We start from the raw sequence: 14,450 nt of genomic DNA, 5'->3' as shown, positions 1-14,450 counted from the left end.
ATGAGTGCGGCTGCGGCAGCCACGGGCAGGTTCCGCCCCCGGAGTGGACGGCCGGTGCGGAACCGCTGGAATCAGGACTGTGGATCGCCGGACAGTTGCGCGCCCGTGCGCGGCGGATCCGCGTCGAGCTGTTCGACCTCGGCGTCGGTGAGCAGCCGCGAGCGGATCAGGAACCGCACCCCCTCGGGGGCTTCGAGGGAGAATCCGCTGCCTCGCCCGGCCACGACGTCCACGGTCAGGTGGGTGTGCCGCCAGTAGTCGAACTGGTCCGCGCTCATCCAGAACGGAGTCTGCCCGGGCAGCTCGCCCAGCAGCACATCCGCGGCGCCCACCCGGAACTCCCCGCGCAGATAGCACATCGGGGAACTGCCGTCGCAGCAGCCGCCGGACTGGTGGAACATCACCGGACCGTGCCGGGCGACCAGCTCGTCCAGCAGTTCGGCCGCGGCGTCGGTGATCCCGATCCGCCGCGCCGAACCCGCGTCGCCCGGATCGGGCATCAGAAGAATCCCTGCTTGTTCGGCGAGTAGCTGACCAGCAGGTTCTTTGTCTGCTGATAGTGATCCAGCATCATCTTGTGGTTCTCACGCCCGATGCCGGACTTCTTGTATCCGCCGAACGCCGCGTGCGCGGGATAGGCGTGATAGCAGTTCGTCCACACTCGTCCGGCCTTGATCGCGCGGCCCAGCCGGTAGGCGGTGTTCATATCGCGGGTCCACACGCCCGCACCCAATCCGTAGAGGGTGTCGTTGGCGATGGCGATCGCGTCCTCGACGTCGTCGTAGCGGGCCACCGACACCACCGGGCCGAAGATCTCCTCCTGGAACACGCGCATATCGTTGCGGCCCTCGAAGATGGTCGGCTCGATGTAGTACCCGTTCGGGTAGCCCTCCACCTTGCGCGCCTGACCACCGGTGAGCACCTTCGCACCCTCCTGGCGGCCGATGTCCAGGTAGGACAGGATCTTCTCGAACTGGTCGTTGCTGGCCTGCGCGCCGATCATGGTGTCGGTGTCCAGCGGGTTGCCGCCGGTGATCGCGCGGGTGCGCTCGATGCAGCGGGCGATGAACTCGTCGTAGATCGAGGAGTGGATCAGCGCGCGCGAGGGGCAGGTGCACACCTCGCCCTGGTTCAGCGCGAACATCACGAAACCTTCGACGGCCTTGTCCAGGAACGCGTCGTCGGCGGCGGCGACGTCGGGCAGGAAGATGTTCGGGCTCTTACCGCCCAGCTCCAGGGTGACCGGGATGATGTTCTCACTGGCGTACTGCATGATCAGCCGGCCGGTGGTGGTCTCGCCGGTGAACGCGACCTTGGCCACCTTCGGGCTCGAGGCCAGCGGCTTGCCCGCCTCGACCCCGAATCCGTTGACCACGTTGACCACTCCGGGCGGCAGCAGATCCGCGATCAGATCGATCACCAGCAGCAGCGAGGCCGGGGTCTGCTCGGCCGGTTTGATGACCACACAGTTGCCCGCGGCCAGCGCCGGGGCCAGTTTCCAGGCGGCCATCAGGATGGGGAAGTTCCACGGGATGATCTGCCCGACCACGCCGAGCGGTTCGTGGAAGTGGTACGCGATGGTGTCCTGGTCGATCTCGGAGATCGCGCCCTCCTGGCCGCGCACCGCACCGGCGAAGTACCGGAAGTGATCGACGGTCAACGGCAGATCCGCGGCCAGGGTCTCGCGCACGGCCTTGCCGTTCTCCCACGATTCGGCCACCGCGAGGCGTTCGAGATTCGCTTCGATGCGGTCCGCGATCCGGTTCAGCACGTTGGCGCGTTCCCCGGCCGGGGTCGCACCCCAGCCCGGCGCGGCGGCGTGCGCGGCGTCCAGGGCCGCGTCGATGTCCGCGGCGGTGGATCGGGCCACCTCACAGAAGGTTTCGCCGTCGATGGGGGAGGGATTCTCGAAATACCGTCCCTCGGCGGGCGCTTTCCAGTCCCCGCCGATGAAGTTGTCGTAACGGCGCGCGAATTCGACGATGCTGCCCTCGGTTCCGGGCTTGGCGTAGATCATGATGCTCGCTTCGTGGTCGGCCGTGGCACGCGCGGGCCCATGACGCTCACGCAAGGGGTGATGCCCGCGCGAGCCGACGCGCGTCCCACGGAGTGATCCGGGACGGCGTCAGTGTGGAACACCATGGTTGGCAACAGGTTGGCGTCGCACGCACACCCTGGTGCGAGGGTGTTTCAGTCGGCCAGGGCGGCGTGCAGGCGCGCGGTGACCTCGGGACGGCGCGGATCTCCGGGCCGCAACAGCGCCAGCGCGTGCTCGTGCACCCGGACGTCCTCGGGGCAGCGGATGCCGAATTGCACCGCGTGCGCCGCGCACGGGCTCTCGAGTACCGCGGTGCGCACCCGCACCGCCAGATTCTCGCGCCACTGGGCGATACCGGGGGTGTCCGATCCGGGGAGCAGCGGCCCGCGATACAGCCGCAGCGCCGCGGTCAGATTCCCGGCGGCCAGCGCGTCCAGCAGGTCCACCGCGTCACAGGAGATCGGTCGGGTCAGCAGGTAGCGGCGGCTGGCGATCTCCCCGCCGGTGGCGTGGCGCAGATGTGACACATCGGCTTTGAGGGTGCTCGCGCTCACCGGCCGATCCCCGTAGATCGCGCTGTGCAACCGTTGCGGGGTGAACCCGTCGGGTTCGAGCGCAAGCAGGGTGAGGATCTCGAGCTGACGCGGGCGCAAGCGCACCGGGCAACCCGCGCGCGACAGGCTCGCCCCGCCCAGGCATTGCAGGCGGATCTCGGGTTGCTCGGCAGGCAGATCCGGGGGCAGCTGCGAACGGATCGCGGTCGCCAGGGCACGCACGGTGGACAACGCCAGCGGATGCGAACGCTCCCAGCTGGTGGACAGGTCGATCACCCCGAGCCGACGCCCGTCGGGGGCGTTGATCGGGGCGCTGTAACACACCCAGCTGTGCAGGGCGGCGATGAGATGTTCGGCGGAGAACACCGTCGCGGGCTGCCCGGTGCACAGGGCCAGTGACATCGCGTTGGTGCCCATGTGCGGCTCGTCCCACCGGCCGCCGGGCGCGAAGTTGAGTTGTTCGGCGCGTCTGCGCAGCACCCGTCCGCCCGAGACCCACAAGATGGTGCCGCGCTCGTCGGTGACACACGCGGTGAACCCGGAATCGTCGGTGATGCTGTGCAATTCGTCGGCCAGCGCGGTCACCGGCGCGTGCAACGGCGAATGCGCCCATCGGGTGGCGATCTCGTCGTCGTCCGCGGGCGCGGCGCGACGTTCGGGATCCACGGTGCTCAGCGAGCGCTGCCAGGACCGGGCGACCTCGCTGCGCAGCATCGTGTGCCCGGAGCTGGTGCGGGGGAACGGTTCCGGGGTCGGGGCGTGCGGGATCGCCCAGCGCGCCCACTCCTGTTCCAGGGCGGCGCGCTGCTGGGTGAGTGTGCGCGACTGCGGCATGGTCACCAACCTCGTCGTCGGGCGAAGTCCGGGCGCTGCACCCCATGATTGCGCAAACCGGACCCGGTCGCGGGGAAATTGTCGGACCCGGCTGGTACACAGGAAACCATGAGCTCATCGTTCCGATTCGGCGTGAACATGTTCCTCACCGATTCCAAGAAGTCCTGGATCGAAAAATGCCGCAAGGCAGAGGATTCGGGCTTCGACGTACTGGGGGTGGCCGATCATCTGGGTTTCCTGGCGCCGCTGCCGGCGATGCTGCTGGCCGCCGAGGCAACCGAGCGCGCACAGGTCAACTCGTTCGTGCTCAACGTCCCCTTCTACAACCCGACCCTGCTGGCCCGCGAGGTCGCCACCCTGGATCTGCTCACCGACGGCCGCGTCGAACTCGGCCTCGGCGCAGGCTACGTGAAATCCGAATTCGACGCCGCCGCAATAGAATTCCCCAGCGCGGGCCGCCGCGTGCAGCAGGTCGCGGACGCCGCGCGCACCCTGCGCGCCACCTTCGCCGACCCCGATTACCGCCCCCGCCCCGCCCGCGCGGGCGGCCCGCCGCTGCTGATCGCCGGATGGGGCGAACGGATGCTGCGCGTGGCCGCCGAACACGCCGACGTGGTGGCCTTCACCGGCGGCGGCACCACCGACAGCGGCCTGATCACCGCAGGCACTCCCGAGGATCTGGACCAGCGCGTCGCCGCGGTGCGCCAGGCACTGGGCCCACGCCGCGAGAGCACCGAATTCAACATCCTCATCCAGCAACTGGCCGCACCGAACGAACGCGCCGCCCTGCTCGAACGCCTCGCCCCCAACCTGCCCGAAGGCGCAGCCGACCGCGCCGAGGAGATCCCGATGCTGCTGGTGGGCACGCCTGCACAGATGGCCGACCAACTCCGCGAACGCCACAAACGGTACGGGATCAGCTATTTCACCGTCCTCGAGCCGAACATGGACAAGATGGCCCGAGTCATCGAACTGCTGCGCTGAGCCCTCACTTGTTGAGGAAGATGCCCGCCACGTCGGCGTTCTTGATCGGCGTGGCGGCATTGCGCTGATTGCTGCACAGGAACTTCACCGACACCATCGTCGCATCCACCGTCGTGCCCGCCGGTTCGTGATCGTCACCGGTCTGCTGCTTGACGAACTTCGTGATCGTCACCCGCTGAGTGTCCTGATCCTGCTTCACGTAATCGCTGCACGCGGTGTCGCCACCCTTGTTCAACGCCTTCTGGACATCGCTGCATCCGGTCAGAAGCGTTGCGGCAACGCCCATCACACCCACACCGGCGGCCGCCCATCGCACGGACTTCATCGCGATCTCCTCTGCTGCACGCCGAGCCGACCCCGGCGATCCCGCCCGACAGCTTAGAGGCTCCGGAGACGTTCGAGGGGCGCCACGCACGCCATCCACGGCAACCGCGCGCCCAGCACCCACCGCGGCCCGACCGAAACATCAACGGCCACAACCAGACAACCCGGACCGCCCACACACCCGGTCACCTCGACCGGGCGATGTGCACCGATTCGGGGAGGGTGGGCGCAGTGCACGCCGCGTGAGGTACCGCTACCCTACGGCGGTGAGTTCGTCGCGCATCGCCGCACCGGTATCGGTGTCCTCGGTATCGGATCAGCTGGGACTGGTCTCCGCACACCCACCGCTGTGGGTCATCGCCGCCACCGCGGCGGTCGCACTGGTGCTGGTGCTGTACACGCCGGTGTGGCGGATCCTGCGCACCGCGGTCACCATCGCCCACGAAGGCGGGCACGCACTCGTCGCGGTACTGACCGGACGAACCCTGCGCGGAGTGCGCCTGCACTCGGACACCTCCGGCGTCACCGTCTCGCGCGGAAAACCCTACGGCCCCGGCATGATCCTGACCACGATGGCCGGATATCCCGCCCCCTCGCTGCTCGGCCTGGGCTGCGCGGCACTGCTGGGCATCGGGCGGCTGACCCTGATGCTGTGGCTGGTCGTGGCCGCGCTCGCGGTGCTACTTCTGTTGATCCGCAACATGTTCGGGCTGCTCGCGGTCGTCGTCGCGGGCGCGGCCGTCTTCGGTGTCTCCTGGTACAGCAACGTCGTGGTCCAAGGCGTCTTCGGATACGCGGTGGCCTGGTTCCTGCTGTTCGGCGGGCTGCGCGCGGTCGCGGAACTCCAGCGCGTGCACGTGCGCGGCGACGGCTCCGACGCCGACCAACTCGCCCACCTGACCCGGCTGCCCGCCTTCTTCTGGGTGCTGGTGTTCGCCGGGGCATCGCTGGCCTGCCTGGTCGGCGGAGGCCGCCTGCTGCTGACCCCCTGGCCGTTCACCTGAGCACCAGCGCCGCAGCCTCGAGGCAAGGCGAACAGAGCAGCTAGGGTCGCGATCCCTGCCCGGCGTACTCACGCCACCGCCGCGCTTCCCCCGCGCTCCCGTGCCGATCCAGAACCTCGGCCAGCCCGGTCATCGCCCGCACGTCACCGTGTTCGGCCGCCATCCGCCACCACTGCTCGGCCTCGGCGAGTTCACCGTGCCCGAAACGCACCGCCCCCAGGTCGTACGCCGCACCCACATGCCCCAGCCCCGCCGCCTGATCCCACAACGCACACGCCTGATCGGTCTCACCGCGCCCGTGCATCGCCACCCCCAACTCGTACAACGCCCCGCGATACCGCGACTCGTCCGTCGGCGCGGTCCGAATCCCCACCGCCACAACCAGTTCCCCGAAATCCGGCGCACCCACACCGGTGCTGCACCGCAACACCGCCGACCCGTCCTGCGACCGATCGGGCACCACCCCGTAATTACCCGCCCACGACACCGTCGCACCATCGGGGCCCAACCACACCGGCGTCAGCGCGAACCGCGCATCCGGCCCCGCACCGTACAACTCGACATCCACACCACCGGACATCGCCTCGGTCCACACATCCACCCCACGCAACCGCCGCCCCGCCAGCGCCACATGCCCGCTCAACACCGACACCGCGATCCCCACCCCACGCACCCCGGCCGGGGGAGCCGCACGCTGCAACGTCAAACTCAGTATCGTCGGATCCGCACCCAGCGCCTGGCAATACATCGGCTGCACCACCTGCCCCTGCCACCGCACAGGCTCGGTCCCGCCATACCGGTCGGCCAGCGACCCACGCGAAACGTCCTGCTCGTCATACCGATCCGGCCCGGTCATCGTGCCCGCCGCCTTTCGCCGAAGGTGTCCCGCGGAAAACCCGCGCCATACCGCGATACCCACACCGGAACGACAAACCCCTTGACCCCGAACCTATTTCCGGCCCCCGCACCGCTCCGGCGACCGACCGAAACCAGCCGAACGGTATGCGCGAAATGCTCCATTGCATTCGCCCGCAATACTATTCACACCACACACCCTGCGCGCGCGAACCCTCACCACCGCCCGCGCAAGCCGCGCGCAAGACCAGCGCAACCGCATCCCGGCACCGTGGGACCCATGAGCGAAACATTCGACGTCGTCGTCGCCGGAGCCGGACCCGTCGGACTGATGCTCGCCTGCGAGCTGCGCCTCGCCGGTGTGCACGTCCTGGTCGTGGACCGGCTCACCGAACCCGACCCCACCATCAAAGCGGGCTCGATCAACATCCCCACCGCACAGGCCTTCGACCGCCGCGGCCTGCTGCCGCAACTCACCGAACGCCATCGCGCACTCATGGCCCGCCTCGCACCCGCCAACCCCACACCGGCCGGGCGAGCCCGGCCCGTGGGCCACTTCGCCGGAATCTGGATCAACCAGGACAACGTGGACGACACCGACCCCGCCTTCGCCGAACTCGGCCCCGTCCAGGAAGCCACCATCGTCCCGCAACAGGGGATCGAGGAAATCCTCACCGCCCGCGCGACCGAACTGGGCATACCGATCCGCCGCGGCACCGAACTCACCGGCTTCACCGACGACAGCGACAGCGTCACCGTCTGGCTCGACGACACCGCCGTGCGCGCGAGCTGGCTCGTGGGCTGCGACGGCGGCCGCAGCACCGTGCGCAAACTCGCCGGATTCGACTTCCCCGGCGTCGACCCGCTCGTCACCGGACACCAGGCGATCGTCGAGATGCGCGGCGCCGAAGCACTGCAACGCGGCTGGTCCTGCACCGACACCGGCATCTACGTGTACGGGCCGATGCCCGGCCGCATCCTCACCGTCCAATTCGACGGACCACCCGCGGACCGCACCACCCCCGTCACCGCCGCCGAACTCCAGCACGCCCTGCGCACGGTATCCGGAATCCCGGTCGAGATCACCGCCGTGCACTCGGCCACCCGCTTCACCGACAACACCCGCCAAGCCACCACCTACCGCAGCGGCCGCATCCTGCTGGCCGGGGACGCCGCCCACGCGCACTCGCCGTTCGGCGGACAGGGCCTGAACCTGGGCATCGGCGACGCGGTCAACCTCGGCTGGAAACTCGCCGCCGTCATCGCCGGACACGCACCCACCGATCTGCTGGACACCTACACCAGTGAACGTCATCCGATCGGGGAGTGGGTACTGCAGTGGTCCCGCGCCCAGGTCGCCATCATGCGTACCGATCCGCACAGCCGCGCCATGCGCGCGGTCACCGCCGAATTCCTGGCCACCCGCGACGGCGCCACCAGCGTGCTGAAGAAGATCTCCGGCATCGCCCACCGCTACGACCTCGGCGGCACGCACCCTCTGCTGGGCACCGTCGTCCCCGATATCGCCCTGGCCGATGGCACCCGCCCGGCCGAACACTGCACCGACGGGCACGCGGTCCTGCTCGACCTCGCCGATACTCCCGCCCTGCGCGAGATCGCCGCTCCCTGGCGGCGAACCGTCCGCGTCGTCACCGCCAAACCCGTTGACCCGCAAGACCTCTCGGGTGTCCTGATCCGTCCCGACGGCATCGTCGCCTGGGCCGGGGTCGCCGTAGTATCGGCCGAATTTCGGGCGGATATGGCGTAGTGGGCTGGTAGAGAAGGGTTTTCGCGTTCGAGATGCAGGGTGGGGTGGTTGGTGCTTGGCTTGGCTGCCGATGAGGGTTGATCGGCGGCGTGGTGGAGGTTGGGGTTCGTGGCGACGCGGGTGTTCGCGGACGAGGAGCTGGAGCGTCTGCGGGGGTTTCCAGAGATCAGCCGCGAGGAGTTGTTCCGGTTCTTCACGCTGACCCCTGCTGATCTGGCGTTCGTGGATCCAGGCCGTGGCCGGGGTCCAGCGGACCGGTTGGGGCTGGCGATCGCGTTGTGCACTCTGCCGTGGCTGGGGTTCGTGCCGGACCGGTTGACCACGGCGCCGCCGGTGGCGGTGGCCCGGCTCGCCGAGCAGCTTGGGGTGGATCCGGTCCAGATCGGCTCGTACGGCAAGCGCGCCAAGACCCGCACCGAGCATGTGCGGCTGGCCGCTCAGTATCTGGGCTGGCGGTCGGCCGGGCTGCTGGAGTCGAAGGAGCTGGACGAGTTCCTGCTGGCGCGGGCGATGGAGCACGATTCCCCGACGCTGCTGTTCCGGCTGGGCTGCGAGTATCTGATCTCGGCGCGGGTGATCCGCCCGGGACCGGTCACGGTGGTGGAACGCGTGGCACACGCCCGCCACCAGGCTCAGACCGAGACCTATGATCGGCTCGCGCACGAGTTCACCCCCGAACGGTGCACGGAGTTGGACGCGTTGCTGGTCACCGATCCCTCGCTCGGGGTATCGCGGTTGCGGTGGCTGTCGACCGGCCCGGTGGAAGCGTCCGCGCAGGCGGTGAAAGCCGAGGTCGACAAACTGGGGTTCCTGCGCGGGATGGGCGCGGACCGCCTCGATATGTCGGTGCTGCCCGCCGAACGAGGCCGGTTCCTGGCCACGATGGGCCGCCGCCTGACCCCGCAGGCCCTCGAACGTCGAGAGCCGCAGCGCCGCTACCCGATCCTGCTGACGGTGCTGGCGCAATCGGCTGCCGACGTGCTCGACGAGGTGGTGGCGCTGTTCGACCAGGCGATCTCGGCGAAGTTCGGCCAGGCCGAGCGGCGTATGCAGCAGCAGCTGGCCGAGCGCGGCAAATCCGGTGAGGACCGGCGGGCTTTGCTGGACGAGTTGCTGGCTATCGTCACCGATCCGCAGATCGGCGATGAGGAGATCGGCGGCTTGATCCGCGGCGAGAGGATTGGGTGGGATCGGTTGCGGGCGGCGATCGCTCAGGCCAAGCCCCGTCTTCCGCGTGATCACGGGCATCTGGCCGCGCTGGATATGTCGTACAACTATCTGCGGCAGTTCACCCCGGCGGTGTTGTCCGCGGTGCGGTTCGCCGGCGGCACCGCGGCGACCGAGCTGCTGATCGCGGTGGACATGCTGCGCGAGCTGAACGCCACCGGGCGCCGCAAGGTGTTCGACGGGGCGCCGGACGGGTTCGTGCCGACCAAGTGGCGCGGCTACCTCGAGGAGGCCCGGAAATCGGGCAGTGTCACCGCGTACCGGCACTACTGGGAGTTGTGCGTGCTGTTGGGGTTGCGGGATGGGCTGCGCAGCGGGGATGTGTACGTGCCGGGCTCGCGCCGCTACGCCGATCCGGCCGCGTACCTGCTCACCGCCGAGCAATGGACGCCGCAGCGGGCCGAGTTCTGCCGACTGGTCGGCAAACCCGCCGATCCCGGCGAAGCCCTGGCCGTGGTGACCGACGAGTTGCACGAGGCGGTCGGTGAGCTGGAGGCGGTACTGGCTGGCGGGGACGGGCCGGTGCGCGTGGACGAGGCCGGGGATCTGGTGATCTCGCCGTTGACCGCCGAAGACGTGCCCGCGGAGGCTGTTTCGCTCAAGGCGGAGCTGACCGAGATGCTGCCGTTCGCGCCGATCGTGTCGCTGCTGATCGAGTTGGACAAACGCACCGGCTACCTGGACTGTTTCACCCACGCCTCGGGCAAGCAGACCCACACCCCGGAGTTGAAACGCAACCTCATCGCGGTGCTGCTGGCGTATTCGACGAACCTGGGGCTGACGCGGATGGCGGAGGCGTGCGGCATCTCTTACGACATCCTGGCCTGGACGGCGGAATGGTATGTGCGCGAGGAGACGCTGCGTGCGGCGAACCTGGCGATCATCGACTACCACCAGCGGCTGCCGCTGACCGCGGTGTTCGGTGCGGGCACGCTGTCCTCGAGCGACGGGCAGCGGTTCCCGGTGCGCGGCAAGTCGACTTCGGCCCGGGAGATGGTCATCCACGGCGGCCGGGTGCTGTCGACCTACACCCACGTCACCGATCAGCACGCCACCTACGGTACGAAGATCATCGTCGCCACCAAACGCGAAGCGCACTACGTGCTGGACGAAATCCTCGGCAACGCAACGGATCTGCCGATCACCGAACACGCGACAGACACCCATGGGGTGACCCTGGTGAACTTCGGGTTGTTCGACCTGCTCGGGTTGCAGCTCTCGCCCCGGATCCGGGACCTGGGCAAGATCACCCTGTACCGGCCAGGACCCCGCCGTGAGACCGAGGCCCGGTTTCCGCACGCCGGACCGTTGATGACGCGGCGTGCGAACCTCGAGTTGATCGCCGAGCATCGGGATGATCTGCTGCGGTTGGCGGGGTCGCTGAAGTTCGGGCACGCCACCGCGTCGCTGCTGGTCGGCAAGCTGTCCGCCTCCGGGCGGCAGAACACCCTGGCCACCGCGCTCGAGGAGTACGGGGCCCTGCGGCGCACCGTCTACGCTGCCCGTTACTTGTCAGATCCGAACTATCGGCGCAAGATATCACGCCAGCTCAACAAGGGTGAATCCCTGCACGCTCTGCGGCGGGACCTGCTGTATGCGCACGAGGGCACGATCCGTGCCCGCCAGCTCGAAGACCAGACCGAGCAAACCTGGTGCCTGACCCTGGCCACGAACGCGGTAATCGCTTGGACCACTGAGTACTACGGGCTTGCCGTCGAGCAGATGCGCCGGTCCGGGCAGCGTATCGACGACGAGGTCCTGGCCCACATCTCTCCGGCGCACAGCGCCAACATCAACTTCTTCGGCGCGATCGAGGGCGACATCGAGGGCGAACTCGCCCAACTCGGCCCCACCGGGTACCGGCCGCTGCGGGTGCGCGACACCCTGTTCTGAGACGGTTATCCCCAGGACGGCCCGCATGTACTCGTGGTCGGAGGTCTCGGCGGCCGTGGTGTTGGGGGTCAGGTCGGTGCGCGGATCGGTCGCTGAATTGTCAGAGGTCGATGGTGAGGTGTTCGGTTGTGGCGCGGTCGACACAGATCAGCATCGAGTCGGGGTCGTTTCCGAAGTTCGAATGTCCGTGGCGGTCGATGTCACCCGAGAGCACTCGGACGCGGCAGGTCCCGCAGAATCCCTGCTGGCAGGAGTAGGCCACTTCGGGCCGTGCGTCGCGGACGGCGGCGAGCGCCGACTCGTCGGGTCTCACAGCGATTGTTTGGCGTGCGCGGTGCAGGTGTAGCTGGAATGGGTGTCCGGCGACCACCGGTGGTGGTGAGAATCGTTCGAAATGAAAGCCTGCGGTGGCGCGTCGATCGACGGCTGTGCGCAGGTCGGTCAGCAGAGCTGGGGGCCCGCAGAAGTACACCGAGGTGCGCGCGTCGATGCCGGTGAGCAGGTCTTCGGGGGTGAGTCTGGTGCCGGTGTGGATGCGGACCCGCTGCTGGTCCAATCCGGTGATTTCGTCGAGGAAGGCCATGGTGTCTTCGTCTCGGCCGAGGTAGGTCAACCGCCAGTCGACTCCGGCTGCGGCGGCGGCGACCACCATCGGCAGGATCGCGGTGATACCGATCCCGGCGGCGATGAACGTGACGCGGGAGATGTTGGCGCGGGCGAGGTGGGGGTAGGCGAAAGGGAACCCGTTGCGGGGCCCCCGCGCGGTCAGGGCGGTGCCGGCGGTGATCTTGTCGTGGATTTCGATGGACGCGCCGCCACCATCGGCGATGCGGCGCACGGCGATCCGGTAGCTGCTGTGGTCGCCGGGATAGCCGCACAGCGAGTACTGGCGCTGCCTGCCCGAGGGCAGCACCAGGTCCAGGTGCGCGCCGGGATGCCATTGCGGCAGCGGGGAGCCGTCGGCTGATTCCAGGTGCAAACTGACCACGTCGTCGGCCACTTGGGCGGTCTCGGCGACGACGAGTGCGAGGTCACGATCGACGGGCTGGGGTGCGGGGGTCCGGGTGCGGGCGACGATCGCGGCGAAGGGACGGGTGGCAATGCGGTAGGCCGACATCAAACGGTCCGGTTTGCCGGGGCGGGTCAGCGACGCCGGGACCGCGGTAGGTGTTGGTGAGGACACGGTGGGCTCCGGTGTTCAGTGGGCTGCGGCGCGCGCGGCGGGCGAGGATGCGAGGTAGGCCACGGCTTGGCTGGTCGAGCCGTATTTGGAGGGGTGGTAGGAGGGGCGGAAGTATGCGAAGAACATCGCGGTCAGGCTTGCCGGGCTGGGCATGAGCCCGCGTCGCCACGCTGCCCGCACATCGCGAAACCGGATGCGGCGCTCGGCGTCGGCGAGTTCGGGATCCACCGACATCAGGTAGCGGATGCCGCGGACCCACAGGATCGCCAGCGTCGGTGCCGCCATCAGCCAGGCACGCACCCGCCGCCAGTAGCGGCCGTCGAGGTGGGTGTAGAGGTCGAAGGCGACGTGGCGGTGTTCGACCTCCTCGGCGAGGTGCCAGCGAAACAGGTCCAGCACCCGGGGTTCGATCGTGTGGTCCCAGCCGCGGGCGTTGAGACCCCAGTTGCCCAGGTAGGAGGTGAAGTGTTCCAGCGCGGCGACGATGGCCACCCGCTCGAGTAGCCAGGCCTGCGCGCGCGGGCCGGTGAAATCGCGGTCACCGAATAGGCGGCGGAAGAACCATTGGATCTGGTCGATGTAGGGCGCGACGACCAAGCCCTGGCCCTGCAGGTAGTCCAGCAGAGACTGATGCGAACTCGAGTGCGTGGCCTCCTGGCCGATGAATCCGATCACGTCTTCACGCACAGCGTCGTCGACGATCAACGGCAGTGCTTTGCTGAACACGTCGACGAAGAACACCTCGCCCTCGGGCAACAGCATGTTCATGCCGTTGCAATAGTGGGTGACGAAGGCGTTGGCGTCGACGTAGTGCATCGGTAGCCCGGTCCAGTCCCAGCTCACATTGCGGGCGGTCAGAGCGACCTTGTCGGCATCGGTGATCGAGGTCGTCATTTCGGTCCCTTCTTCTCGGTGGTGGTGTGTTGGTGAGCGAATTCGCGTACATGGGCGGCGATCTCGCGGGGGCGGAACGCCGGGGCCCAGTGCCCGCCCTCGACCGACCGGATTCGGGAGTTCGCCGCCCAGCGTGCGACATCGACCTGGCTGGCAGCGGTGATGAACAGGTCCGAGCGGGGCGCTAGCACCTGCACCGGGACCTCGGTGTGACGGCGCTGTGGGCGCAGCAGCCGCGGCCCGAGGTTGGCCGTGTAGATCTTGAGGCCGGCCCGGTTGACGCGGGCGCGGTGACGCGGCATCCCCGCTGGACGGTTTCCCGTTTCGGCGCGCTCGGCCAGCCCGATCACGGTGTCGACGACACCGAGGCGGCACATCAGCGGTGCCAGCCAGGGAATCTGGAAGAACCCCATGTACAGCGGGGACTTCCACATCGCCAGCACCTCTCGCCACCCCTGCGGCCCGGCCGCGAGCCGATCACCGATCCAGAACGGAATATGGTCCAGGCACGGCCCCGAGATCGATGTCAGCGAGGCGATCTTGTGCTGGGAAGCTCCGGTGGCGGTGTGCCAGGCTTGCGCCGAGCCCCAGTCGTGGCCGACCAGATGCACTGGTTTGCCCCCAGCGAATGCGTCGATGATGCGGCCGATATCGTCGGCGAGCTGGTCGAGCCGGTAGTCGCCGATACGGGGCGGCGCTTGGGAGGCACCCGAGCCGCGCACATCGAAGCTCACCACGTGGAACTCGGAGTCGAGTTCTCCGGCCAACCCGTCCCACACACTGTGGTCGTCGGGAAATCCGTGCACACACAGCAGCGTCGGCGAGGCCGGGTTGCCGCGCTCGCACACCGCCAGGCGCACCCCGTCGGAGGCGAGCAATGTGTGCTCCATGC

General features: G+C 68.5%; 12 protein-coding genes. 4 read left to right on the top strand and 8 right to left on the bottom strand.

Annotated elements, in window-relative coordinates; translation table 11 throughout:
* Positions 1–71: 71 nt before the first annotated feature.
* The 3 genes from ON40_RS12900 to ON40_RS12890 form a co-directional block, all read right to left on the bottom strand.
* Positions 72–500: a DUF779 domain-containing protein gene (locus ON40_RS12900; protein ID WP_040822111.1), complete on the bottom strand. Its 429-nt coding sequence runs from the start codon at positions 498–500 to the stop codon at positions 72–74.
* Positions 500–2,020, bottom strand: coding sequence for an acetaldehyde dehydrogenase ExaC (gene exaC / locus ON40_RS12895; protein ID WP_281033029.1), 1,521 nt, complete (start codon positions 2,018–2,020; stop codon positions 500–502). Before exaC ends, ON40_RS12900 begins: the two co-directional genes overlap by 1 nt.
* A gap of 170 nt (positions 2,021–2,190) precedes the next feature.
* A complete protein-coding gene (locus ON40_RS12890) occupies positions 2,191–3,426 on the bottom strand; it encodes a helix-turn-helix domain-containing protein (protein ID WP_174435031.1) in 1,236 nt (411 codons plus the stop codon).
* A gap of 108 nt (positions 3,427–3,534) precedes the next feature.
* On the opposite strand from ON40_RS12890, the gene ON40_RS12885 reads away from it, so the two are divergent.
* The gene (locus ON40_RS12885; RefSeq protein WP_040822107.1) at positions 3,535–4,410 is read left to right on the top strand and encodes a TIGR03621 family F420-dependent LLM class oxidoreductase; all 876 of its coding nucleotides are present in this window, start codon (positions 3,535–3,537) and stop codon (positions 4,408–4,410) included.
* A gap of 4 nt (positions 4,411–4,414) precedes the next feature.
* Here ON40_RS12885 and ON40_RS12880 read toward each other — a convergent pair whose 3' ends face one another.
* Positions 4,415–4,735 (bottom strand): hypothetical protein, encoded by a 321-nt coding sequence (locus ON40_RS12880; RefSeq protein ID WP_040822105.1) that lies wholly within the window; start codon positions 4,733–4,735, stop codon positions 4,415–4,417.
* Between the two features lie 265 nt (positions 4,736–5,000).
* Here ON40_RS12880 and ON40_RS12875 point away from each other — a divergent pair, with 265 nt between their 5' ends.
* The gene (locus tag ON40_RS12875; protein WP_083895609.1) at positions 5,001–5,738 is read left to right on the top strand and encodes a M50 family metallopeptidase; all 738 of its coding nucleotides are present in this window, start codon (positions 5,001–5,003) and stop codon (positions 5,736–5,738) included.
* 40 nt (positions 5,739–5,778) lie between these two features.
* Here the strand turns inward: ON40_RS12875 and ON40_RS12870 are convergent, their stop codons facing one another.
* The gene (locus ON40_RS12870) at positions 5,779–6,594 is read right to left on the bottom strand and encodes an SEL1-like repeat protein (protein ID WP_040822103.1); all 816 of its coding nucleotides are present in this window, start codon (positions 6,592–6,594) and stop codon (positions 5,779–5,781) included.
* Positions 6,595–6,873: 279 nt separating this feature from the next.
* Between ON40_RS12870 and ON40_RS12865 the strand changes: the two genes are divergently transcribed.
* Entirely contained in the window at positions 6,874–8,361 is a 1,488-nt protein-coding gene (locus ON40_RS12865) for an FAD-dependent monooxygenase (RefSeq protein ID WP_083895608.1), read from the top strand.
* A 108-nt stretch (positions 8,362–8,469) separates the two neighbouring features.
* Complete coding sequence (locus ON40_RS12860; protein ID WP_040822493.1) at positions 8,470–11,481, top strand: Tn3 family transposase; 3,012 nt, start codon at positions 8,470–8,472, stop codon at positions 11,479–11,481.
* A 100-nt stretch (positions 11,482–11,581) separates the two neighbouring features.
* Here ON40_RS12860 and ON40_RS12855 read toward each other — a convergent pair whose 3' ends face one another.
* The 3 genes from ON40_RS12855 to ON40_RS12845 are packed head-to-tail and all read right to left on the bottom strand — an operon-like array spanning position 11,582 to position 14,448.
* The gene (locus ON40_RS12855; RefSeq protein WP_040822101.1) at positions 11,582–12,664 is read right to left on the bottom strand and encodes a PDR/VanB family oxidoreductase; all 1,083 of its coding nucleotides are present in this window, start codon (positions 12,662–12,664) and stop codon (positions 11,582–11,584) included.
* 15 nt (positions 12,665–12,679) lie between these two features.
* The gene (locus tag ON40_RS12850) at positions 12,680–13,558 is read right to left on the bottom strand and encodes a metal-dependent hydrolase (protein ID WP_040822099.1); all 879 of its coding nucleotides are present in this window, start codon (positions 13,556–13,558) and stop codon (positions 12,680–12,682) included.
* Complete coding sequence (locus ON40_RS12845) at positions 13,555–14,448, bottom strand: alpha/beta fold hydrolase (protein WP_051193043.1); 894 nt, start codon at positions 14,446–14,448, stop codon at positions 13,555–13,557. Before ON40_RS12845 ends, ON40_RS12850 begins: the two co-directional genes overlap by 4 nt.
* Positions 14,449–14,450 lie beyond the last annotated feature (2 nt).

The sequence above is a fragment of the Nocardia jiangxiensis NBRC 101359 genome, assembly GCF_000308615.1.
In the GTDB taxonomy this organism is placed as follows: Bacteria; Actinomycetota; Actinomycetes; order Mycobacteriales; family Mycobacteriaceae; genus Nocardia; species Nocardia jiangxiensis.
This window is presented reverse-complemented; position numbering and strand designations above follow the sequence as displayed.

Excerpts from the sequence above, each read along its gene's own strand:
- ON40_RS12900 (WP_040822111.1), bottom strand. The coding sequence starts at position 500 with ATGCCCGATCCGGGCGACGCGGGTTCGGCGCGGCGGATCGGGATCACC.
- ON40_RS12890 (WP_174435031.1), bottom strand. The coding sequence starts at position 3,426 with ATGCCGCAGTCGCGCACACTCACCCAGCAGCGCGCCGCCCTGGAACAG.
- ON40_RS12885 (WP_040822107.1), top strand. The coding sequence starts at position 3,535 with ATGAGCTCATCGTTCCGATTCGGCGTGAACATGTTCCTCACCGATTCC.
- ON40_RS12880 (WP_040822105.1), bottom strand. The coding sequence starts at position 4,735 with ATGAAGTCCGTGCGATGGGCGGCCGCCGGTGTGGGTGTGATGGGCGTT.
- ON40_RS12870 (WP_040822103.1), bottom strand. The coding sequence starts at position 6,594 with ATGACCGGGCCGGATCGGTATGACGAGCAGGACGTTTCGCGTGGGTCG.
- ON40_RS12865 (WP_083895608.1), top strand. The coding sequence starts at position 6,874 with ATGAGCGAAACATTCGACGTCGTCGTCGCCGGAGCCGGACCCGTCGGA.
- ON40_RS12850 (WP_040822099.1), bottom strand. The coding sequence starts at position 13,558 with ATGACGACCTCGATCACCGATGCCGACAAGGTCGCTCTGACCGCCCGC.
- ON40_RS12845 (WP_051193043.1), bottom strand. The coding sequence starts at position 14,448 with ATGGAGCACACATTGCTCGCCTCCGACGGGGTGCGCCTGGCGGTGTGC.